Annotated in this window: 21 protein-coding genes and 1 pseudogene; 5 read left to right on the top strand and 17 right to left on the bottom strand. The window is 29.6% G+C overall.

Annotation, left to right across the window (positions count from 1 at the left end; genetic code table 11):
• Positions 1–358: 358 nt before the first annotated feature.
• The 6 genes from B2W91_RS12215 to B2W91_RS12190 form a co-directional block, all read right to left on the bottom strand.
• Entirely contained in the window at positions 359–1216 is an 858-nt protein-coding gene (locus B2W91_RS12215) for an AraC family transcriptional regulator (protein WP_291581312.1), read from the bottom strand.
• A gap of 388 nt (positions 1217–1604) precedes the next feature.
• Positions 1605–2066, bottom strand: coding sequence for a hypothetical protein (locus B2W91_RS12210; RefSeq protein WP_291581309.1), 462 nt, complete (start codon positions 2064–2066; stop codon positions 1605–1607).
• A 35-nt stretch (positions 2067–2101) separates the two neighbouring features.
• Positions 2102–2641, bottom strand: a complete 540-nt coding sequence (locus B2W91_RS12205) for a hypothetical protein (RefSeq protein ID WP_291581307.1) — start codon at positions 2639–2641, stop codon at positions 2102–2104.
• A gap of 411 nt (positions 2642–3052) precedes the next feature.
• Positions 3053–3826, bottom strand: a complete 774-nt coding sequence (locus tag B2W91_RS12200) for a CPBP family intramembrane glutamic endopeptidase (protein ID WP_291581332.1) — start codon at positions 3824–3826, stop codon at positions 3053–3055.
• Positions 3827–4039: 213 nt separating this feature from the next.
• Complete coding sequence (locus B2W91_RS12195) at positions 4040–4378, bottom strand: GNAT family N-acetyltransferase (RefSeq protein WP_291581322.1); 339 nt, start codon at positions 4376–4378, stop codon at positions 4040–4042.
• Between the two features lies 1 nt (position 4379).
• Positions 4380–4733 (bottom strand): hypothetical protein, encoded by a 354-nt coding sequence (locus B2W91_RS12190; protein WP_291581305.1) that lies wholly within the window; start codon positions 4731–4733, stop codon positions 4380–4382.
• A gap of 198 nt (positions 4734–4931) precedes the next feature.
• Between B2W91_RS12190 and B2W91_RS12185 the strand changes: the two genes are divergently transcribed.
• Genes B2W91_RS12185 through B2W91_RS12175 form a run of 3 tightly spaced genes read left to right on the top strand, consistent with a single transcriptional unit; the run spans position 4932 to position 7307 of the window.
• Positions 4932–5750: a MerR family transcriptional regulator gene (locus tag B2W91_RS12185; protein WP_291581301.1), complete on the top strand. Its 819-nt coding sequence runs from the start codon at positions 4932–4934 to the stop codon at positions 5748–5750.
• Positions 5728–6591 carry an ABC transporter ATP-binding protein gene (locus B2W91_RS12180; protein ID WP_291581299.1) on the top strand — a complete coding sequence of 288 codons (864 nt, stop codon included), beginning with the start codon at positions 5728–5730 and terminating at the stop codon, positions 6589–6591. Before B2W91_RS12185 ends, B2W91_RS12180 begins: the two co-directional genes overlap by 23 nt.
• Positions 6591–7307, top strand: a complete 717-nt coding sequence (locus B2W91_RS12175; protein WP_291581297.1) for an ABC transporter permease — start codon at positions 6591–6593, stop codon at positions 7305–7307. The genes B2W91_RS12180 and B2W91_RS12175 overlap by 1 nt, the downstream gene beginning before the upstream one ends.
• A 551-nt stretch (positions 7308–7858) precedes the next feature.
• Here the strand turns inward: B2W91_RS12175 and B2W91_RS12170 are convergent.
• From B2W91_RS12170 to B2W91_RS12145, 6 genes and pseudogenes are all read right to left on the bottom strand, one after another.
• Positions 7859–8476, bottom strand: a complete 618-nt coding sequence (locus B2W91_RS12170) for an L-2-amino-thiazoline-4-carboxylic acid hydrolase (protein ID WP_291581295.1) — start codon at positions 8474–8476, stop codon at positions 7859–7861.
• 350 nt (positions 8477–8826) lie between these two features.
• Entirely contained in the window at positions 8827–9090 is a 264-nt protein-coding gene (locus B2W91_RS12165; protein ID WP_291581293.1) for a hypothetical protein, read from the bottom strand.
• A gap of 158 nt (positions 9091–9248) precedes the next feature.
• Positions 9249–10031, bottom strand: a complete 783-nt coding sequence (locus tag B2W91_RS12160; RefSeq protein ID WP_291581291.1) for a helix-turn-helix domain-containing protein — start codon at positions 10029–10031, stop codon at positions 9249–9251.
• A 453-nt stretch (positions 10032–10484) separates the two neighbouring features.
• Positions 10485–10913, bottom strand: a pseudogene (locus B2W91_RS12155) (NUDIX hydrolase); the annotation flags it as partial.
• Positions 10914–11213: 300 nt separating this feature from the next.
• Positions 11214–11912, bottom strand: coding sequence for a DapH/DapD/GlmU-related protein (locus B2W91_RS12150; RefSeq protein WP_291581290.1), 699 nt, complete (start codon positions 11910–11912; stop codon positions 11214–11216).
• 266 nt (positions 11913–12178) lie between these two features.
• Positions 12179–12874, bottom strand: coding sequence for a flavodoxin family protein (locus tag B2W91_RS12145; RefSeq protein WP_291581289.1), 696 nt, complete (start codon positions 12872–12874; stop codon positions 12179–12181).
• A 627-nt stretch (positions 12875–13501) separates the two neighbouring features.
• On the opposite strand from B2W91_RS12145, the gene B2W91_RS12140 reads away from it, so the two are divergent.
• Positions 13502–13663: a hypothetical protein gene (locus tag B2W91_RS12140; protein ID WP_291581336.1), complete on the top strand. Its 162-nt coding sequence runs from the start codon at positions 13502–13504 to the stop codon at positions 13661–13663.
• A 218-nt stretch (positions 13664–13881) separates the two neighbouring features.
• On the opposite strand, the gene B2W91_RS12135 is transcribed toward B2W91_RS12140, so the two are convergent.
• The 4 genes from B2W91_RS12135 to B2W91_RS12120 form a co-directional block, all read right to left on the bottom strand.
• Positions 13882–14097: a GNAT family N-acetyltransferase gene (locus tag B2W91_RS12135; protein ID WP_291581320.1), complete on the bottom strand. Its 216-nt coding sequence runs from the start codon at positions 14095–14097 to the stop codon at positions 13882–13884.
• A gap of 1187 nt (positions 14098–15284) precedes the next feature.
• On the bottom strand, positions 15285–15830 hold the full coding sequence (locus B2W91_RS12130; RefSeq protein ID WP_291581287.1) for an NUDIX hydrolase: 546 nt from the start codon (positions 15828–15830) through the stop codon (positions 15285–15287).
• A 571-nt stretch (positions 15831–16401) separates the two neighbouring features.
• Positions 16402–17523 carry an AAA family ATPase gene (locus B2W91_RS12125; RefSeq protein ID WP_291581286.1) on the bottom strand — a complete coding sequence of 374 codons (1122 nt, stop codon included), beginning with the start codon at positions 17521–17523 and terminating at the stop codon, positions 16402–16404.
• Between the two features lie 16 nt (positions 17524–17539).
• Entirely contained in the window at positions 17540–18328 is a 789-nt protein-coding gene (locus B2W91_RS12120) for an RNA ligase family protein (protein ID WP_291581284.1), read from the bottom strand.
• A 640-nt stretch (positions 18329–18968) separates the two neighbouring features.
• Between B2W91_RS12120 and B2W91_RS12115 the strand changes: the two genes are divergently transcribed.
• Entirely contained in the window at positions 18969–19475 is a 507-nt protein-coding gene (locus tag B2W91_RS12115; RefSeq protein WP_291581281.1) for an NUDIX hydrolase, read from the top strand.
• 213 nt (positions 19476–19688) lie between these two features.
• Here the strand turns inward: B2W91_RS12115 and B2W91_RS12110 are convergent, their stop codons facing one another.
• Positions 19689–20519 carry a GNAT family N-acetyltransferase gene (locus B2W91_RS12110; protein WP_291581278.1) on the bottom strand — a complete coding sequence of 277 codons (831 nt, stop codon included), beginning with the start codon at positions 20517–20519 and terminating at the stop codon, positions 19689–19691.
• Positions 20520–20643 lie beyond the last annotated feature (124 nt).

Genomic DNA, 20643 nt, shown 5'->3' with positions numbered 1-20643 from the left:
TCCTTACAATGAGTTGCTCCTTCTTTATTATTCCAAGTTGTTGTAACCTTTAACTTATCTGGTGCAACTAAATATACAATAAAAAACTTCTCGAAGCTTTTTCCTGGCTCAAGAAATTCATAAGGTACTTTTTTTAATTATATATTTTTACAAAAAAATAGCAGTTTGTTTAAAACCCCACCTGTTTAAAAACGCAGGTACTGAAAACTTAAACTTTTTCAGTACCCTCATATTTTCATATCTTACTTTTTAGGCTAGCCAATATCATTTGGTTAACTAAATAACATTGAAATATTGCCTCCATCTTTTTTCGTCATATCTAAAAAGAGCTTTCATATCCTAATATCTTAATTAAGCCCTATTTTTTCTTTACTGGAATCCAAACTTCGCTATAGTAATTTTTATCTAAAACCCCGTTTTCATACTCGCTTGGATCACTATACATTTCTATATTATAACCTGCAGCAATCTCATAATCTCTACAGTTTGGTAACCACTCTGAAAATATTTTCTTATTAGTTTCTTGAATTGATTCTGGGCCTGGTCCATAGCAAGGGAAAACAGCCCAAGTAAACTTAGGAATTGTTTTAACTATATATCCTTCCATACCCTCTTTCTCTTTAGAATAGTCATCTGCAATAAGGTACTCAAATTCATTGCCATCCATTTCCTCATCAATGTTAATACCATACATTCCGCATATATCCTTTAACTTTCCTTGTGAAATATGCTCATTCCAGAATGAGGGTACCTCCATAAATGCTGAATCATATTTAAATTTCTTATACGCTCCTATAACCTTAAATTCATCCTTCTCAAGTATTTTATAATCCATAATATATCCACCTTCCAACGAAAATTTGATTTTAAGGGCAACAAAAGACTTTATCATTGCACCCTCTTTACGAACTGCAGATGGTGTAACTCCATGAAATCTTGTAAAAGCTTTAGTAAAGCTGTCTGGAGAATCATATCCATACTTTATTGCAATATCTATTATTTTTCCATTAGTAGATAAAACCTCACTGCCGGCAAGTGCAAGTCTTCTTCTCTTAATGTACTCACTTAAGGAATAGCCACATAACATTCCAAATCCTTTTTGAAAATAAAAAGGAGAAATATTTACCCTATCTGCAATTTCTTTCATGGATAAATCCTTGGTAATATTCTCTTCAATATAAGAAATAGCTTCTCTAATACTTTCAATCCATTCCATAATTTTTACCCCCCTTACAATTCGTTAATCTAATCTTACCATCATGAAAGATTGACATCCCGACTTTTTAAGCTTTCTTTTGTCCTATAATTATTATACCAAGAAAGTGGATAGGCTACTTATTTTATTTCTCACCTCACTACGCTCCAAATTACCACAATACAAATATCCTATCCACACTATCTAAAGGTAAGGAACTTATATAATTTCCTAGACATTAAAAATAGAATAAGCTCTCACCTATCCTACTAACTATTCTTTCTTAATGACTTAATTTCTTCTAGATTCAAGCCTGTCTTTATAGCTATTGTTTCATCATCTAAAAACTCTTGTGGTGTTATTTTCTATAGCATTATCATTGTTATTCTATTGCTTTCTATATATTCACCTACACAAATTGGAATTCATCATTCTTTTTATAGAATTTAAATGATTTTTTGTAAAATTCTCTAGTTTGCATTTCATCTCCATATGATAAACAATCGTCTGCATATGAAAGTGTCCGGAATGGTTCCTCTCCAGCAATATCACTAGGAAGTAAATTCCACACTTTATAAGCCTTTTTAGCAAATTCATTTATATCCATATTTTCACTTTCATATATATTCTCTAGTAATTCAAAGAATACTACACCAAATTTTTTACAATCATAAATAATATCCCCAGCATGCATATATTTATTTAATGCACTTATGCTTTTTTGCGAATCATTGAAACAATATTCTAGCTCTAATAACAAATCACTATTTTCTTCTTTCAAGAAAAGATTATCAATTTCCTTACTGTATATTTCATATTCTATAAAACCAACACTCCATAAAATTAAGTATGCTATTACCCTTTCAATCACTTAATCACCTTCAAATTTGAATTTATATTAATTGTTTATCTATAAATAAAATCTTTGTGCTCATATAATATTGGAATCTTATAATTTAAATAATACTCTGCAATGGCATCTTCTAAATACTCATAAATATCGTCATCTGTATATGCTAATTTACAGATATCAACTTGATCATCATTAATTTCGCCATTAGCATATTTACGAGCATAATTACCATTATCTTTTATATAATCTAAAATCATTTTTATCTTAATGTTTTTTTCTTCATCAAACAAATTGCAAGTTACTAAATTTTCTTTTAAAAAATTGCAAAACCATTCAAAATTATCATCCCAATTTATATTTCCATTATTAATCGCTTCATTTCTTAATTTTACAATCACTCTAAGCATTTCACCTTGTAGATTATTAGCCTGTCCTGATTTAGGTACCATGTTTCTCCATATATATTTACACTCTTCAAAATGCATTTGTAAATAGCCTCGTACTCCTATTTTCTCTACTACCTCATACTGTTTGCTCCAATCAATTATATCATCACAACTTATACTATTCTCTGATTTTTCTATGTCTTTCATAATTACCTTCTCCTCAATAAATTTCTTCTTATATAGCTACACTTCCCAAAAACTTACTAAATATTATAACACAAGTCAATTATACTTATTAATAATTGGCTTGTTTTTAATATCTTAAAGACTTCTTTTTATTTTGCTTCTCCACAGATACACTTCACCTTACCATATATAAGAAAGCTTAGATTTTCCCATATACAATATAATTAAGATTATTTCGAATCCAAGTTTTAACTACATATTTTTATAAAGAAAGTATAGGCTTTTAAAACCTATAATGCTGTTTGCATTTTCAAATTACCTATACACATAATGTTTTATAGCATCATCATTTCTATACAATAGTTTCACACATTCATCTGAACAAATTGGAATTTGTTTGAACTTCCCATTATTCTCACAATCATTACGCACTTATAAAGCTTCGTGTATTATTTTTCTAATTACAATTATTGCTACTATAATAAGCATAAATGCAGTTATCAAACCGGTTTCTCCTACAAAATACGCTTGTTTATTAGCACGGGTTAATGGTCCACATATCACTTGATCAATATAATTATGACTTGCATGGAGTATAATAGCAGGCCATACACTTTTTGATTTCAAACGTAAATAAGCCATTATCGTTGTAATAGCAATAATTTCAATAGTAAACATTGGAAGCTGATACCAAATACTTGTCCCTGTTTGATACAAACCTGCTATCATAAGAGGGAAATGCCATACTGCCCATATCAATCCACTTATCAAAATAGCAATCTTAACATTCCAAATTTCAGCCAATTTGGGTAATAAAAATCCTCTCCACCCAATTTCTTCACCAGCTGCGGTCAATAAAGAAGAAGATATTAGTAACAGTAGTAATCCAATAGAGTTTGTATAGATTTCTCCAGTAAATGCTGTTTGATTTACAATCCAGTAAAGTCCATATGAAAATCCCAAATAAATAATTGGAACGAATATACCTGCCATAATATATTTTATTTGGCAACTATTCCATCCTAATACCTTTTCCTTACGATAAAACTTACCTTTAACTATAAATGCTGCTACTGCAGGACACCACATCAGTATAGATGTCATCCCAGCTGCAGCATCACCACCTCTTATTCTTATGTAATAGCATATACCGCTTAGCACTAATGTGATTATTAAAAATACACCTACTGCCTTTTTATCCTTCATCTCTTCCACTTTTTTCTCCTTTCTATTATATAAATAAACCTCACTACAAATTCCATTTATACACTTAATTTTCCAATAGATTGCAATAATTATAACACAAGCCAATGACACTTTTAATATCATTGGCTTACTTAATTCAAATATTTTATAAATCCCTTTTAATTTTGGTTCTCCACAGATATGTTTCACCGTAATAGTTATAACGTAAGCTTTTTACCAAGTTTTTCTCATTGCAATAAATTCTTTTTCTTCATCATTTACATTCCATATAAACTCATCCATAGTTTTAAATCCTAATCTTTCGTATATTGTTATTGCCCTTCTATTAAACTTTGCAACAAGCAAATCTAACTCATTAAACTTATAGATTTCCTTGCCAAAATTAAGTATAGTTTCTACCACTTTGGTCCCTAAACCTTTACCCGTTAAACTTGGCCTCATTTGTACTCCAAACATAAATAGCTTATCATCATAATCATAATTAAAACTGCAATTACCTATTAATTCATTTTTCTCATTATACATAACAAATGTATTCTCTTCATTGTGTATATTACTTGCCCTTTTCCTCTGTATGACTTATTTCTATTTCATGCTTTTCTAGCCATTCCTTAGCATCGAAGCTACTTATTATATTAGTCTTATTACTTTGCCTTTTAACTTTAACTTCTTTCTTTGGTATAAGTTCTGCTACTTTATTAATTAGGCTTTCTTCTACAACGTTAAACTCTTTTGGAACATCTATTATTCTTGACCTTCTATGTGGCCTTGTTTCAGTACTATCACCTTTACAAGCTATAGTTCCATATAACTTAGTTATTCTAGAAGGGTTATAGGTTGTCTTATCTATTTGAGCTTCATCAGTACTAAATTTCTTATCTAACACAATGAGAAAATCCTTTATCATTTGAGTTACTTCCTTAGTACTAGGTAAGTCTAGCTTATATAGTGCATGGTATCCATTACCACCACAAGCTATTATAGGTTCTGGAAATCCTTCACTTGTTAAATATTCTATCTTACTCGACCTAGCGAAAAATTTATTTTTTACTCTTGCTCGTGACGTTACGTCATATTGTATAATGTGACTATGGAGGTAAAGTAAATGAAAAACAAAGATTTATTAACAGTAGGCGAGCTTGCAAAGCTAATGAATATAACTGTTCGTACGCTACAATATTACGACAAAGAGGAATTGCTTACTCCATCATGCAAAAGCGAGGGTGGCAGGCGACTTTATACAAAAAAAGATGTGGTGAAGCTTCATCAAATATTATCTTTTAAATATTTAGGTTTCTCTTTGGAGGATATTAAGCACAAGCTGATTTCCCTAGATAACCCTGATGATGTTGTAAAAATGCTGAATTCTCAGGAACAGGCATTGAAATCTCAAATTAAAAAGTTAAAGGAAGCTGTATCTGCAGTACAGTCCTTAAGAGATGAGGTATCACTTATTCGTGAAGTAGATTTCAATAAATATGCTGATATAATTACACTGATTCGTCAAAATAATGAGGGATATTGGGTACTTAAATTTTTTGATGATACTCTCATGACTCACCTTAAGGACAGATTCACAGAGCAACCTGATTTGGATCGTGTACTCTTTAAAAAATGGAAAAGCATGTGTGATGAGATAGTAATGCTTAGTGAACAGCAGGTAACTCCTGAAAGTAACAAAGGCCAAGAGATTGCAAAACAGTGGTGGTCATTAGTAATTGAGTTCACAGGCGGGGATATGAGTATGCTCCCAAAGCTTATAGAGTTTAATGAAACCAAGCAAGAATGGAGCGAAGAAATGCGAAAAAAACAGCAAATATCTGATGAGTTTATAGGAAAGGCACTGGAGATATATTTTCAAACCAGTGATATACAAAATCCATTTAAAGAGGAGGAGTATAATGACATTAGCAATAAAGGTTAAAAATCTGATAAAAAGCTATGGACAAAATACAGTTATTAAAGGAATATCCTTTGATGTGAAAAAAGGTGAAGTCTTTGCACTTTTGGGCACAAATGGTGCAGGTAAAACTACCACGCTCGAATGTATCGAGGGTCTTAGGAAATATGAAGGAGGTAAAATTTCAATTAATGGCAGCTTTGGGGTACAACTTCAGTCATCTTCCCTGCCATCTAATATAAAAGTGATTGAAGCATTTACGCTATTTTGCAAATGGAATAAATCAAATATAGACCTATCCCTTTTTGAAAGTCTTGGACTATCAGAAATAAAAAGTAAGCAGTATTGTCAATTGTCTACAGGACAAAAAAGGCGTTTGCATCTTGCACTTGGACTGCTAGGCAGCCCAGATATCATCTTTCTTGATGAACCGACCGCTGGACTTGACGTAGAGGGCAGAGCAGCACTTCATGAGCAAATCAGAAAGCTTAAATGCAGCGGCAAGACAATCGTTCTATCAAGTCATGATATGGCTGAAATAGAAAGTTTATGTGACAGATTAGCCATATTAAAGGACGGCAGAATCGCTTTTATCGGCACTGTGATAGAGCTTACTACACAGCTACATCCAATAATCAAACTACAAATCAAAACGGATAATCCTTTAAGAAAGGCAGATTTCATCCATTCCACATATGTTGAAACTGAAAATGATTATTACACCTTTACAACTACGAATATAAGCGATGGTCTAATCGAACTATTGACCTTTCTTAAAAGTTCATCCAATCCTATACTTGATATCAGGATTTCACATCAATCTTTAGAAGAGAGTTTTTTGGGTATTGCAAAGGAGGGCAAATAATGGGAGCGTTTTTATATGGTATATTGCTTCAGTGGAAGCTTGATTTAAGAAATAAGGGTATTCTGCTCACATACTATGTGGTGCCGCTTGTATTCTTCGGCTTTATGGGTGGAATATTTACCTCAATAACACCTGACACAAAGAGTACATTGATACAATCCATGTCTATTTTTGGTGTTACAATGGGAGCAATTATAGGTACACCTACTCCTATATCTGAGACTTACGGAATTGAACTAAAAAAATCATACCAAATTGGCAATATTCCAATGTTTATACCTATCATAAATAATTTTATTTCAGCATTTGTGCATCTCTTTATCATGAGCACTATAATATATTTTGTTGCACCTATTGCTTTTAATGCATCTATTCCTAAAAATACGACTATGTACTTTATCATGTTGGCTATTTTCATTGTTACCAGTTTAAGCATTGGATGTATTTTAGGTCTTACAATAAAAACTACATCAAAACTTACAATGGTATCTCAGCTCATATTTCTACCGTCCCTTATGCTTTCTGGTATAATGTTTCCTGCTAAAATGCTGCCAAAACATTTTGCAGCTGTAGGCAAGATATTCCCAGCAACATGGAGTTTTGAAATGATGAAAGAGAGTAACATGAACTTTAACCTCCTAATGCCTCTTTTGATTATTATTATCATTTGTACTTGTATATGTGTTTTGCGCATTAGGCAGCTTAGAATTGATTAACACAGATTAAGCTTAATTCTTGTATAATATTTTTCTCATTCTTCTTTAAATATGTGACAAGGACTTACTTTATCACAGTAAGTCCTGCTATTTATGAATCTAAATAGCCATTATTCACTATAACCACGTTAATATAAATTACAAGTCATATACCGTTGATAAAAAGCCTATGTAATTCTATAGTACAGTTCACCTTGAATCACTTTAATCCTATATTAAATATCATGGTTTTTTAGATGATATCAATAATTTATAATAAGCTCCTAAATTTGGTAAAACCTCATTTACTTATGGTACGGTTCACCGCACCGTAATGCAAACACTTCTCCTCTTACAATATAACCATTTTAATTTTCATTTCAAATTTTGATTATATTTTTTTCAAAAAATAAGATAGGCTTTTAAACCTATCCTGTTGTTTGCATTTCTTAATTCCCTATACATATAATAGTTTTCTATATCATCATCATTTCTATCCTACCGCTTTCAATATATTCACCTACACAAACTGGAATTTAGTAGTCTAAAATATGTCAATCTCCGCATTATACTCATTTTATGTACTTACTATTCTTAAAATGAAAATCACATTTTTCATTTCCATTTGCCAAGGTATCACTTCGTTCAAATAGAATATTAGGAGCAAATCCCGAAAATATTGTAACATCATTTGCACAAAAAATTGAACACATTTCAGCACATTTATATTTGTCAGCAGTTTCTTTATATAAACAACTGTGGTAGTTAAAATGTATTTCCTCTTTATCATATCTAATCCATTTCGTACACCAACCCACTTCTGGATACATCTTCAAAATCTGTCTTTTTGCTAAAAATTTAAAAATAGAATAACCAAATGGTATGCTCCCTATAAACTGCATACGTTTCTTCTGCTTTACTGCTACCTCCTGACAAATATTAAGAGTAATACTATATGCCACATTGCATGTATCGTCCCTTTTTTTAAAGGATAAATACATTGCAATTGTAGGTAATAAGCATTTTTCTAAATGCCATCTTATTGTTTCACTATTTCTATCATCAATTTCACTTATCATTTTTTCTAGCCTTTGTTCGGCATCCAAAATAATAGTATTTCCCATTATATTACCAAATTTATTAATACATTCTTTATTAAAATCCTTGTACATTGTTTCATTGAATCCCATCCGTTTTACCTCCTACCCAAAATGTATTATATAAATAATCTATGTTACAGCTTCCTATTTATCTAGCTACATCTCCCAATAACTTACTAAAATAATTATAACAGAAGTAATGATACCTTTTTATATCATTGGCTTAATTTTAATATTTTATAAATTTCTTTTAATTTTGGTTCTGAATAGATACGCTTCTCCGTATCAATAATAAGTGCAGTTTTTCATATATATCACATTTTCTATAAAAACAAGACCCTTTAACATTTCTTTTAAAGATTGTCCATTTATCATATTTCTATCTTTTCTGTATATTATCTGCTTATAACATCAATTATAAATTATATGCACTATTTACGTTATTCTATTTTCGAACAAAAATAAGTATTCCCATCAATAAAAGTGTAGTCAAATCCTGTTACCCTTCCTTCTGTCAACCTAAAATTAAGTTCCATCGGAATCCCTTTAATCAAAAACTTAGTTTCAGACATTGGACTAAGTTTATAATCTCTCCAATATGTGCCCTTTAAAACTAATAAGTTATCTTCAAAAAATATCTCTAAATTTTCATCTTTAGCAGGAAATTCCTCGGGAACTTGATATTTACCAGCGTATATTTTCATTATGATGATTTTGAATCTTATAGTATCCTAACCATGATAAAACTGCATTTTCATTTGCCCTTTAATAGATAAAGTCCTTATATGCATTTTTATAGTATATAAGGACTTATATTTCTTTTATACTATAAGTATCTATTAGTTAAACTGGATTGGTCGTTTTAGAAATTATCTATTTTAACTTTGATTTTTCGTCGAATTCTAAACCAAAAGCGATTGCAATATTGCTCATTTCTCACCAACAGCTCATACATTTCTATAATTCCAATAGATTGAATAAAACCAAAAAGTCCAACAGCACTTCCTAAAAAAGCAACGGAATGATACTCAGTCCAACTAATCAACTCCTTTGCCGTTACGAAAATGATAGCCATACATAAAACAAGCAAAAACATACAAGGTATGGCAATTACTTGATATTTTTTCTTAATAGTATTATATTCAGTCTTAAGTTCTTTTAAGTAATCATAATCAAATAGCAAAGGCTCTTGTCTTAAAATTTTGTACTCTTCGTTTTCTTTAAAAGCACCCATAATAAATGTTCCAATACCTAAGGCCACACAGATTGCAATACCTAAAATACGCCAACTGTTTTCATTTGCAAACATTACATAGGGAATACCACTTAACAGCAAAAACATAAATCCAATACCTATATATTTATTCACCCTTTTCTCATTGGCGAAATAGCCACCTACCATTTCTCTGCTTACATAAAATTCTTTATCGTTAGATTCTGTTGTTATACTGCTTTCCTTTAATAGAAAATCTACTGATACTTCAAAGATATTAGAAATCATCATAAGCTTTTCTGTTTCGGGGAATCCCTGATTGTTTTCCCACTTGCTGACAGCCTGCCTTGTTGTACCTATTTGCTCTGCAAGTGCTTCTTGTGACAATCCTTTTTCTTTTCTTAATTTGAATAATTTTTCGCCAAAATTCATATGCGATTACCTCCTGTGTTTTGATACTCAAATACTATCAAAGTACACTGTTTTCTTCTATATTTCTGGAGATGCACATTGTCAACTTCAAGTTGCAACTATGTAATCAGAGTGTTTTCAGGCTATTTTCTAATGATTATTGTGCAAATTCCTTTCATTCTTGTTTAAGTATAACTCAATAATTCTCTGTATATCTTATTTATTATATCAAACTTTTTTTCATCTCTAACAAATAGTTTTTTCTAATAATGAAGAAATATATAATTTGAGCGATTAACATAATTCCTATCACCTGCAATGCTGGGACTGTTATTTCAATGCCTAAACTATATTTTAATGCACTTATAGCAAAGGCAAAGTGCACTACAGCAACTATGTAAGGAAGCAAGAATAATACCCCTATTTCAATATTTTAAATCACTAGTTAATAATTCACATTGAAAAACTGTATTTTCACAATGGGTAACTACTAGGTATATTTCCGTTGCCCCAATTTTCATTAAATTTAAATACCTTAGCTGGTCTAAAGGGTTTACCCTCTATTTTTTCATCAGTTTCTATAATCATTTCTCCCATCTTTCTTCTGAAGTTTAAAATTTCTCTTCCCATTATTGCTTTATAGACATTCTGCAGTTCCTTTACAGTAAATACACTTGGTAAAAAATTAAAGGCAATTGGTGTATACTCTACTTTACTTCTCAATCTATCTATTCCATAATTTAATATTTTATAATGATTAAAAGCCAGCTCATCTGTAGAGTTATTTAATAATCTATAAGTAGTTTCTTTATTTCTAAAGATACCTCTTCCAATTTTCTCCATTACTTCATAATTCATTATTATCGTTTCGTCAATGGATTTAAGAGATAGAAGCTGTTTGTTTTCTACTTGATTAATGATTTCAACGTTTATAAAGAAAGTCTCCACTACTTATGGTACGGTTCTCCATTTCGTAGCAAGTTAGGTTTTTTACCATGAAAAAAGATAGGATATATATATATCCTACCTTTCATAACTAACAAATTAACATGTAGCCTTAAATAGCCTACTAAAATATCATTTATTTAAGGTTTTATTGGTTTTATATCTTTTAACTGATCATTCTTACTTAATTCTATATTTTCATCGTCTAGAATATTGCTTGCATTTATAATAAAACAAGTTATTAACTCTGATTTTTGTCTAATTGTGAATTAAAGTATTATGATTACAACAAAGACCGCAACTACAACGTGTATCGCCAAATTTTAAGTCATATACTTCTGAAAGCTCTACATTTACTTTAATAACCTTTTCTGCAAAATCTGACTGTTCCTTTGGTACTTCTAAAAGATTATCTGCCTTAGCTTGTGTATTTATAATTGCACCAATTGGAACATATCTATTTGCAGCTACCCTAATTCCCCCTGTTACTATCGCTCCAGTATCAATATAGCAATTGTCCTCTACTATAGCGTTAAATACAATTGAATTAAATCCAACAAAGGTATTATCTCCTACAATAGCTGGTCCATGAATTAATGCTCCATGAGTTATACTTACTTTATTACCGATATATATTGAATACCCTATACCATTTACATAGTATTTAGCATCTTTTAGTCCATGAAGTATTACTCCATCTTGTATATTAGAATTATAACCTATATAAAATGGTGTTCCCTCATCTGCTCTTATCACTACATTAGCACCTAAAAATACGTTATTTTTTATTACTACATCACCTATTACACTTGAAAATGGTCCTATAAATGCACTTTCACTTATTTGAGGATATACACTTATAGGATTAAATGAAGTAGCTGGGTTTTCTCCAACAAAGTAAGCGTATAGATTAGTCGGCCCCGTTGGCTTATAATTTTTTTTTACACTATTATACATTATAATTTTCTCCTTAAATTAATATTACATTATATTAAACTTAATATTAATTTGTTAACCATTCTATAAACAGAGTCCTTTGCTTCAGAGGGGGTTTTACTCCCACTGAAGCTTACTAGCAGATTTCTAAGTATCAGTATTTTTGATACTTAGAAGTCGTTGTCCTTTAGGGGAAATCCCAGGGTTTTAGCCACTCTTTGCTCCTACTTTGAAGAAGATGGGAGTATTAGAGCGGGTAGTCATCGGATAAATATAAAAATAATCATTTATACCTTAATCCACCCTTTATCTACCCAATACTGATTATCAACCGATAATGTTTTTTCTTTTTTGGCAACAGCCTGATGCATCATTTTAGTGATGGCGAATTTAATCCTTACTTTTATTCCCTTATGTCCTATACGGGTTTTTTTATATTTTCCAGCAATCTTTTTCGTTTGTCTGATAATAATATTTTTACGCTTATTGGATAGTTCATTCCAAATAACACCTTCAAGCAATCCTATGCCCAACTTTTTAATGTCAGAGATGCCAAGCCAAGATAGACTTGTTGCAATATCTTTTTGTGCTCCACCGTTAAATATACCTACAGCATTTGTTAAAATCACAGCCCTTTTGTTAAACATTCTTTCATCAGGCCTATGTACCATCCAATGCACACACAAATGATCAAGCAAATTTTTCATCTGTGAAGTAGTTCTTAACGCATACACAGGAGAAGTAAATATAAGCAAATCAGCATTCAAAATAGTGTTCCAGATAGGCATAACATACTCTGCATGAGGGCAAAACTGCTCACCTTTAAAGAAACAGTTTTTACATCCACAGCAAAAGTTAGGCAAATCCTTTGGTAAATAAAATTCTATTATCTCATTTCCATCACGCAAAATCTCTAAAAAATTTTCTTTTATATTATAGGTACAACCTTTTATTTCAGTTCCATTTATCACAGTAATCTTCATATTATTCAACTTCCTTAAAATATAATTTATTTTCCTGTTATAAAAATAATCTCACTTACAAATTCCTACTTACCTTATACTTAAAGGTTGATTAACATTTATTTAAGTTCTTTCAATTATAACATATTTTGTAAATTATTTTCCACTAAACCTATTGTTTTTTATTACTTGTGATACGATTCTCCCACCTAAAAAAAATAGCCTTACCCAAATAAAGCCAATAGCTAAAACTATAAATCCATTTTATTTAAAGTAAAATATATGATGCATATCTATAATAAATGTTGTATTTTTGTTAACTAATAAATCTTTGGCCTTTATAAATAACTTTTTAACTGCACCAAGAACATTTAAAATAGAGCACTATAGTGAAGGTAAAAGTACCTATAGAAAAGTTGTTAGATTAAATGATTAAAAACATTCTCCCTTACTTGCGATACAGTTGCCCATAACTACTCTAAATGAGGTTTTTCTATTTTATTCTTATATATTTTTTTACATAAATATGGTATAATTCTAAAGTGATATTTTAAAATCCGTAGTGGATGGCTACGGAGGTTTTGAGCATTTTATCCTCCTGGGCTATTGGTGAACTATTTCACTTATAGCTAGGGGGTGGTATTGGATATGCTAGAATTAATGATAAAAAGTTTTGCTACTATCTATATTATTAGATTAGTTTTAAAACACAATCTTTTTATTTCTAAGTTAATTATCAAGATTAAATTTCTTGGTATTCATATAGAACTTAATGGCAAAGAGAAAAAGCACCCATCCGACGAAGAATAGTGCTTTAAGCTCTTAAATTCATATAATAAATTTTATCCAATAGCCCTAAAACAAAATAAATGTTCTAAGGATTGCTTAGTGTTACCAGCACTAAGCTTTTCTTACTTATATTATATCAAATTTGTATAAAAAATAAACCTAAATAATTGTTATATTTAAAAACTTCTACATTACTAACATATAAATTGGATTTATCATTGAGATAAATTCAATTTTATCTATAACTTCTGCATATATATTTTTTCTTCTTCTCCCCAAGGAGCCATTTTTCTATCAATTACACAAAAACCATATTTTTCATATAGATTGATATGGTCACTTACTAAATATATCTTGTCAAATCCCAAGTCTTTGAGATATTCCATAGCCTTTTGGATAAGTTTTTCACTTAGCCTGTTACCTCTATACACCTCTCCCACAAATATAAAACCAATATATGGTGTATATTCTACATTTGGGATACAATCTGTTTTTCAAATAATACAATAACCTGCAATTTCACTATTTTTAATTGCAGCAAGCACTCTTTCCATTCTGTAAACATTTCTTTTTTCATTAATGTGGATAAGCTTTTTCCACTCTCCAAGAACAATTTTCAGCATAACTTATAACTTTTCCCCATTCACTATCAAGTGATGTAATTGCTTTAATTTCCATCTACTACCCCCATAATTTGATTCAATTATTTATTAAATAACTCTAGCATAATAATAAAGCATAAATCTCCAGTTATATTATAATTTAAATTTAAACATGAAAATATTGACACTATTGACACATCTATTGTGACGATATTTTCTAAAAAATAAGCTATCACTCTTTACTAAACTCCATTAAATCCACTAAATACTTATTGAAAAATCAATAAATATTTAGTTTTCCTTCATGAACCTTCTTATTAAGCTTTCAGATACTCCGAATTTAGCTGATGCACTTTCAATTGCTTCCGATTCAGATAAACCACTTGCTATGAGTTGAAGAATAATTCAAATTATCTTAATTATTTTTAGTATATCCATTAATTAACCTCCTTAAAAATATGTATAAATAATAAAAACCTTAATCATCATTGTATTGATAATTAAGGCTTTTTAGTCTAGCATATAACTTTTTAGGTTTTCTGGTGTGATTTCTGATGGCATAATTAGTGAAATACTAAAATCATTATTACATAGTATCAATGAATTAGTAAAAATACCACAATCATCATAGACTATCTTATCTACATATTCAGCTATAACATCATCACAATCTATGTGAGCTTTATTCTTTATTTCTTTAAAATCTTCTTTTTTCTCTATAACTACTATATAACCTCCATCATCTTCATATTTGTTTCTATTAGCTCTGTATTCTGTATCTAGTATTTGTAATATTTCCTTTATATTTTCTTGTATCTCCTATGGCATAGTTTTTAAAACTTCTTTTTCTCTTAAATAAGCTATTTCTATCATTGATATTGCCCTCCTTTATAATAAAAACTCCTACCTGTACATTTAATACAAGTAAGAGTTCTGCTTTTCTAAATTAATAATATATATTTAAATTATTTTTTAATCTGCCCAATAAATTGGAATTTGTCGGGGTAAGTAGGAAATTAAACCCATGTAATAGACTAAATTTACCACCTACCCAAGGCTGTTAGTAAAAAAATATAATGTGTTTTGTAAGGCATAAGCATAGTGGAATGTGTTTCTACCATTATCTTGAATTTCTCAAGTGAAACATACGATACCTCTTTCACTTCATTATCGTAGAAAGAGTACTCCTCTAAAAGAATATCCGTTCTATAAAGGAACACATCATCTATTTCATTTTCAAAATATCCATCAACCTCTCCATACTCTCGACACGAAAAGAGATATTGGAGTTTATCTATTTCTAAATCAATGCCAAGTTCTTCTTTTCCTTCTCGTATAGCTGCTTCTAAAGATGTTTCACCAGCTTGGATATGCCCTGAAAACGAAATATCCATCATATTTGGGAACATAACTTGACTATTTCGAGTTTGTAGTAGTATCTCATCATTAGAATTAACAATCCATACACAGACACCTTTATGAATAAGTCCTTTTCTATGAGTCTCGTATTTTTCCTCGGTCTTACCACATTTTTGACCTAATTCGTCATAAATATCAATCATTTCCATACAATACAGTACCCCCATAAATTACTATTTAACAGTTAATTTTACCACTATTAATTTACATTTTCTATGAATTGATTAGTAATTATTATATCTAATTATATCTCACATGAATTATTTGGTGAATCATTCAAATATAAAAATTCCTCAACCACATTATAACTTATGGTAGAGGAACTTTATATTCCACACATTGTCTCTTATTTTGAATTATTCAATTTTAGTAAAAACCTCATTTACTTATGGTACGGTTCGCCCTTTCTAATCCTAAAACCTTCTCCATACTCTATATAACAATGCATTACACTAGAATATGAAATTTTTAATTAATACCTTGCCTTAATATACGCCTACTTTATTACAGAAAGATGATGATTTCGATTTTTAAGATTAAAAGACGGCAAGAATACCGCCTTTTATTATATAATCACCTGCTCTTAAATTTGCCTGTATTTTAATTTGTCCGCCACGACTGCGACCTGCAAAACTAAGCCTATAGGATAATCTTTAAAATTATCTATTAAATCTGTTTCATGAAGAATTAATAATTATATATCTTAATATAAAGTTAAATTCATATAATGATTTAAGTCTAATTGTTACTAACTATATATTCTATTTCATATCCTTCCCAGTTTTCTATCATATCAAATTTCTTTATCATATTGTTTATAACCTTCTCAGGAACAACTCTATCTCTAATTTTGTTTCTTGAAAGTAGTTCTCTATAAGGTACTTCAACGTATATAAATCTCACTCTAGCACCATACGCTGAAAATAGGCTACATAAACTTCTTCTAATTTCTTTTGATATATTAGTAGCATTCCATACAAAAGAAATTTTTTTCTTTAGAAATTCTTTTGCTCTCTCTTTAGCAATAGCAACTACTTTTGCAGAGTCCTTTCTTGGTGAAATATTAAATTCCTTCCTAATATCATCTAGAGAAATCATAGGTATGGATTTTAAATGGTTTTCTATATATGTATCCTTTCCAGCGAGAGGAAATCCAACCATTACCGTTACTTCACAAGTTGTTGTATCAAAGACCTCATCACCATGCCATATGTTTCGCTTATTTAAATATAAAAATTTAGTATATTTATTGGTAAACTTTTTTGGCGAATAAAAGCAGCCTAGCTCTTTTACATAATCTTTAAAGCATTCTATATTATCAAGAATATCCTCTTGATCATCACATTCTCTTCCTAATAAATCAGCTTTTGCAATGAGATATAATAATTTCATATTAACAGATTGGCTAGCTTTAATTAAATCATAATCCATATCTTCCCTATCCATAAAAAATAGTGGAAGTCCATGATATTTAATTAATGAAGCTATCTCTTCTCTTAATCTAAAACATATATCATATTCTTTATAAAAAATCTCTCTAAAAAGTTTTGAACCTTTCACTCCATGTTTAGGGGATATTATTTCATCATCTTCTAATCTAGTACAAATCAACTTTCCTATATCATGAAAGAAAGCTCCGAGATACACTGTAGCTCTTTCAACATTATCAAGTTCCTTCCACTCCTGTAATTTAATTAATTCTTGGCAGACTTTTTTAGTGTGAACATAAACATTTCCTTCCTTATGATATTTAGGATTTTGATCTATATTTTTAAGCTTATAAATAATAGGAAAATCTTTTGTTATTTCATCAAAATCAAAATTTTTATCTACAATATTTTTTATTAGTTTATTATCCATAACTCTTCACCCACCTTTAAGAAAATATATCTATTCCAAGTTTTAATTTATTCGGAATTATAGGTCTATTTACCCAGTGAGTTTCTGAATCTGAAATTGTATTAAGAAAAGAAGATCTCACATACTTAAATCTATCTATAACATAACCTTCACTTTCTACCTTTATATATAATCCTTCCATTAAATCCGAGCAATCTGTTTGTTTTCTAGCAATATCAAAGGATAAATCTAACGCCTTACAGCTTTGTCTTAAAGTTTCTTCACTATTTGACGATTTAAAATTAGATTTTGATAAAAATGAAGTTAATTCTTTGAAGCTGTTTAATTTACCCTCATGAAGTACTAATACAGAGATAATAAACTTATAATCTTTAAGTATTTCTTTTCTTCGTTTTGTACTTAAAAATTTTTCTTCTTCTTTATCAAAAATATCAAATTCCATAAAATAATGAGTTAATTGATCATAAAATACTGTGTGCTTTGCATAAAGCCATTCACCATACATAACATATCTATTTCCCAAAAGTTTATATAAATCATGAGTATGACAACTTGCCCAAGTTTTAAATAGCGAAAATTGCTTTTCTCCATAACCTCCATTTAAAAAATGTCCTCTGCTTTGTAAAAGCATCTCTCCATCTTCATCAAAACTAATTCCACAATTAGCCCCATCTACTTTTTCCTCAACTACTATATATTTATCTTTTATATAATCAAAATTAATAACTTTTAAATCCTCATCTCCGTTTTGAAGTCTTGACCCTTCAATATGACGTGTTCTAGGATATTTATATATTCTTTCCATAAAAAAACCCCTCTTTTCTTAGTTAATTATTAAAATAAAAAAAGTTGTGAATATTACTTTTCACAACACAAATAAACTAAAAAGAAGGTATTCTTTTTAGAAAATTATTATGTTATAAAAAGTATGTTCCGCTAATAAAAAGAGTACATCAAAAACACTCCCATTCTTCTAATTTTAAAATGGGAATACTATAATTAATATTATCTATTTTGATAAACCCTCATTATTTATACCAAATTATATTGGCATAATAGATAAACTCTTTTCTAAAAGAGCCAATCTTAGAACATACAGAACTACATAATAATCTTCCTTCCAAATTTTATATATACATTACTATTTTACATATGATAACATATTATCAAATTTATTGTCAATGTGTTAAATGTAAATTATATCTATTCTAAATGTTATTCCTAACTATATGCACCTCAGGCAAACCTTTATTATATTAAGTAAGTTACTTTACTACAAATTATAAAATGGTACTTAACTTTCTCTACATTATGCATTTTTCATTCATCTCTAAAATTAGCAATTAGTCGTTTGAATATTATGATAATTTTTAGTATAATCAAATAAAAATATAATAGTAAAATATTTCAAAATAATATTTTTTATATAGTATGGGGATGAGAATATGAAGGAAGAAATAAAAAATATAATTAAGCCATATAAAGATAACTATATTAAGGAAATTAGAAAAAGTATAGGACATGCTCCAGTGATGACTACTGCTTGTGGAGTAATAATTGAAAATTTAAAAGGTGAAATTTTGTTACAGCAAAGACGAGACAACGGAAAATGGGGCATTCCTGGTGGTGCTATGGAAATGGGAGAAAAGTACATCGATACTGCTAAAAGAGAAGTATTTGAAGAAGCTGGTATTGAAATAGAAAATCTAACCCTTTTCGGAATATATTCTGGTGAAGACAGAGTTATAGTATATCCCAATAATGATATTTGTTGTGTTACAAGCATAATATTTAAAGCCACTGGATATAAAGGTGAACTATTACAAGAAACAGATGAGACTTTAGGGCATATGTTCTATAATCGTAATAATCTACCTGATGAAATTAATGAGTTTGATAAAATTTACATTGAAGATTGGAAAAGAAATGTTACAGAGATAATTGTGGATTAATAATAAAAGATGGTATTCTTACTGTCTTTTATTATAGGATTGTCTACTCTTAAAATTGCCTATATTTTAATTTGTCCACCACGACTGTGACCTGCAAAAACTAACTCTATAGGATAATCTTTAAAGTCATATATAAAAAGTAAAAAGATCCCTTATTATCAAATGTAACACTTGATAATAAGGGATCTTTTTTAATATATCAGTATTATTCTACTACTTATTTTCGTAGTTATACTTTTTTAAATAATTAGCAACTGCTTTCTGATTTTCGTGCCACCATAGTATTTCACAATCTTTTACTTTGGTAAACCCTAGTTTTGCAGCTAATTGATTTGAAGGTTCATTTCCATAATCAGCATCCCACAATGGAATAAGTTTTTTATCTAGGCTGCTATTTATAAACATTTGGCATGCTTTAGTTGCAAAGCCATTTTTTCTAAACTTCTCTGTTGTATCAATGCTTATTTCTGAATAACCTCCGCCTATATAGAATGTATTGCAAACACTAACCATTTCCTTATCTTTCATAATACAATAGCCAATTCCATTTGAGCAAAAATTGCTTGGTGTTCCCCAATGTACTTTGAAAGTACTATCTATTTCATCTGCATATTTGTGAAAAAGTACCTCATCCATCTTTTTCATTTCATAGTCACTACTTAAGTCTACATCATCTATATTTTCACCTTCATAAATATAAATTGAACGTTTTAATCTTACTACACTTCCCCTTAGTGCCTCCTCTAATATATCAATCCACTTATTTGATGATGCATACAAATCATAAAATATATGATGATTTTCTGCTTTCTTTAAAAAATCTATAATATCTTTATTGAAAGCTTCATTTGCTTCATTTCCTAACACTAAGTATTTACCAGAAACACTTGCTATTAAACAGCTTTCAGGGTTATTAATAGAATTTACATACACCTCTCCTGGAATATTATTATCAATTACAGAAAGTGCAAATTTGCATTCTTCACCAAAACTATTTAATAACTCGGTAACCTTATAATATTGATTTTTTTCTAATTTTTCCATCCCAAATGCCCCCTATTACCCCATATAAATATTCTTGCTTTGATCATTGTTTTTCTTGTAATAACTATAGGGATACAATGTGAAAACTTAATATATACTCTGGAAAATAAGTTTTCTATAAAAA

Origin of the sequence: Clostridium sp. UBA6640, assembly GCF_002455975.1 — a bacterium.
Classification (GTDB): Bacteria; Bacillota; Clostridia; order Clostridiales; family Clostridiaceae; genus Clostridium_J.
This window is presented reverse-complemented; position numbering and strand designations above follow the sequence as displayed.

What these genes read in the sequence shown, in the direction of transcription:
- B2W91_RS12215 (WP_291581312.1), bottom strand. Translation starts at nt 1,216, where the DNA reads ATGGAATGGATTGAAAGTATTAGAGAAGCTATTTCTTATATTGAAGAG.
- B2W91_RS12205 (WP_291581307.1), bottom strand. Translation starts at nt 2,641, where the DNA reads ATGAAAGACATAGAAAAATCAGAGAATAGTATAAGTTGTGATGATATA.
- B2W91_RS12200 (WP_291581332.1), bottom strand. Translation starts at nt 3,826, where the DNA reads ATGAAGGATAAAAAGGCAGTAGGTGTATTTTTAATAATCACATTAGTG.
- B2W91_RS12190 (WP_291581305.1), bottom strand. Translation starts at nt 4,733, where the DNA reads ATGATAAAGGATTTTCTCATTGTGTTAGATAAGAAATTTAGTACTGAT.
- B2W91_RS12185 (WP_291581301.1), top strand. Translation starts at nt 4,932, where the DNA reads ATGAAAAACAAAGATTTATTAACAGTAGGCGAGCTTGCAAAGCTAATG.
- B2W91_RS12180 (WP_291581299.1), top strand. Translation starts at nt 5,728, where the DNA reads ATGACATTAGCAATAAAGGTTAAAAATCTGATAAAAAGCTATGGACAA.
- B2W91_RS12175 (WP_291581297.1), top strand. Translation starts at nt 6,591, where the DNA reads ATGGGAGCGTTTTTATATGGTATATTGCTTCAGTGGAAGCTTGATTTA.
- B2W91_RS12170 (WP_291581295.1), bottom strand. Translation starts at nt 8,476, where the DNA reads ATGGGATTCAATGAAACAATGTACAAGGATTTTAATAAAGAATGTATT.
- B2W91_RS12165 (WP_291581293.1), bottom strand. Translation starts at nt 9,090, where the DNA reads ATGAAAATATACGCTGGTAAATATCAAGTTCCCGAGGAATTTCCTGCT.
- B2W91_RS12160 (WP_291581291.1), bottom strand. Translation starts at nt 10,031, where the DNA reads ATGAATTTTGGCGAAAAATTATTCAAATTAAGAAAAGAAAAAGGATTG.
- B2W91_RS12150 (WP_291581290.1), bottom strand. Translation starts at nt 11,912, where the DNA reads ATGTATAATAGTGTAAAAAAAAATTATAAGCCAACGGGGCCGACTAAT.
- B2W91_RS12145 (WP_291581289.1), bottom strand. Translation starts at nt 12,874, where the DNA reads ATGAAGATTACTGTGATAAATGGAACTGAAATAAAAGGTTGTACCTAT.
- B2W91_RS12140 (WP_291581336.1), top strand. Translation starts at nt 13,502, where the DNA reads ATGCTAGAATTAATGATAAAAAGTTTTGCTACTATCTATATTATTAGA.
- B2W91_RS12130 (WP_291581287.1), bottom strand. Translation starts at nt 15,830, where the DNA reads ATGGGGGTACTGTATTGTATGGAAATGATTGATATTTATGACGAATTA.
- B2W91_RS12125 (WP_291581286.1), bottom strand. Translation starts at nt 17,523, where the DNA reads ATGGATAATAAACTAATAAAAAATATTGTAGATAAAAATTTTGATTTT.
- B2W91_RS12120 (WP_291581284.1), bottom strand. Translation starts at nt 18,328, where the DNA reads ATGGAAAGAATATATAAATATCCTAGAACACGTCATATTGAAGGGTCA.
- B2W91_RS12115 (WP_291581281.1), top strand. Translation starts at nt 18,969, where the DNA reads ATGAAGGAAGAAATAAAAAATATAATTAAGCCATATAAAGATAACTAT.
- B2W91_RS12110 (WP_291581278.1), bottom strand. Translation starts at nt 20,519, where the DNA reads ATGGAAAAATTAGAAAAAAATCAATATTATAAGGTTACCGAGTTATTA.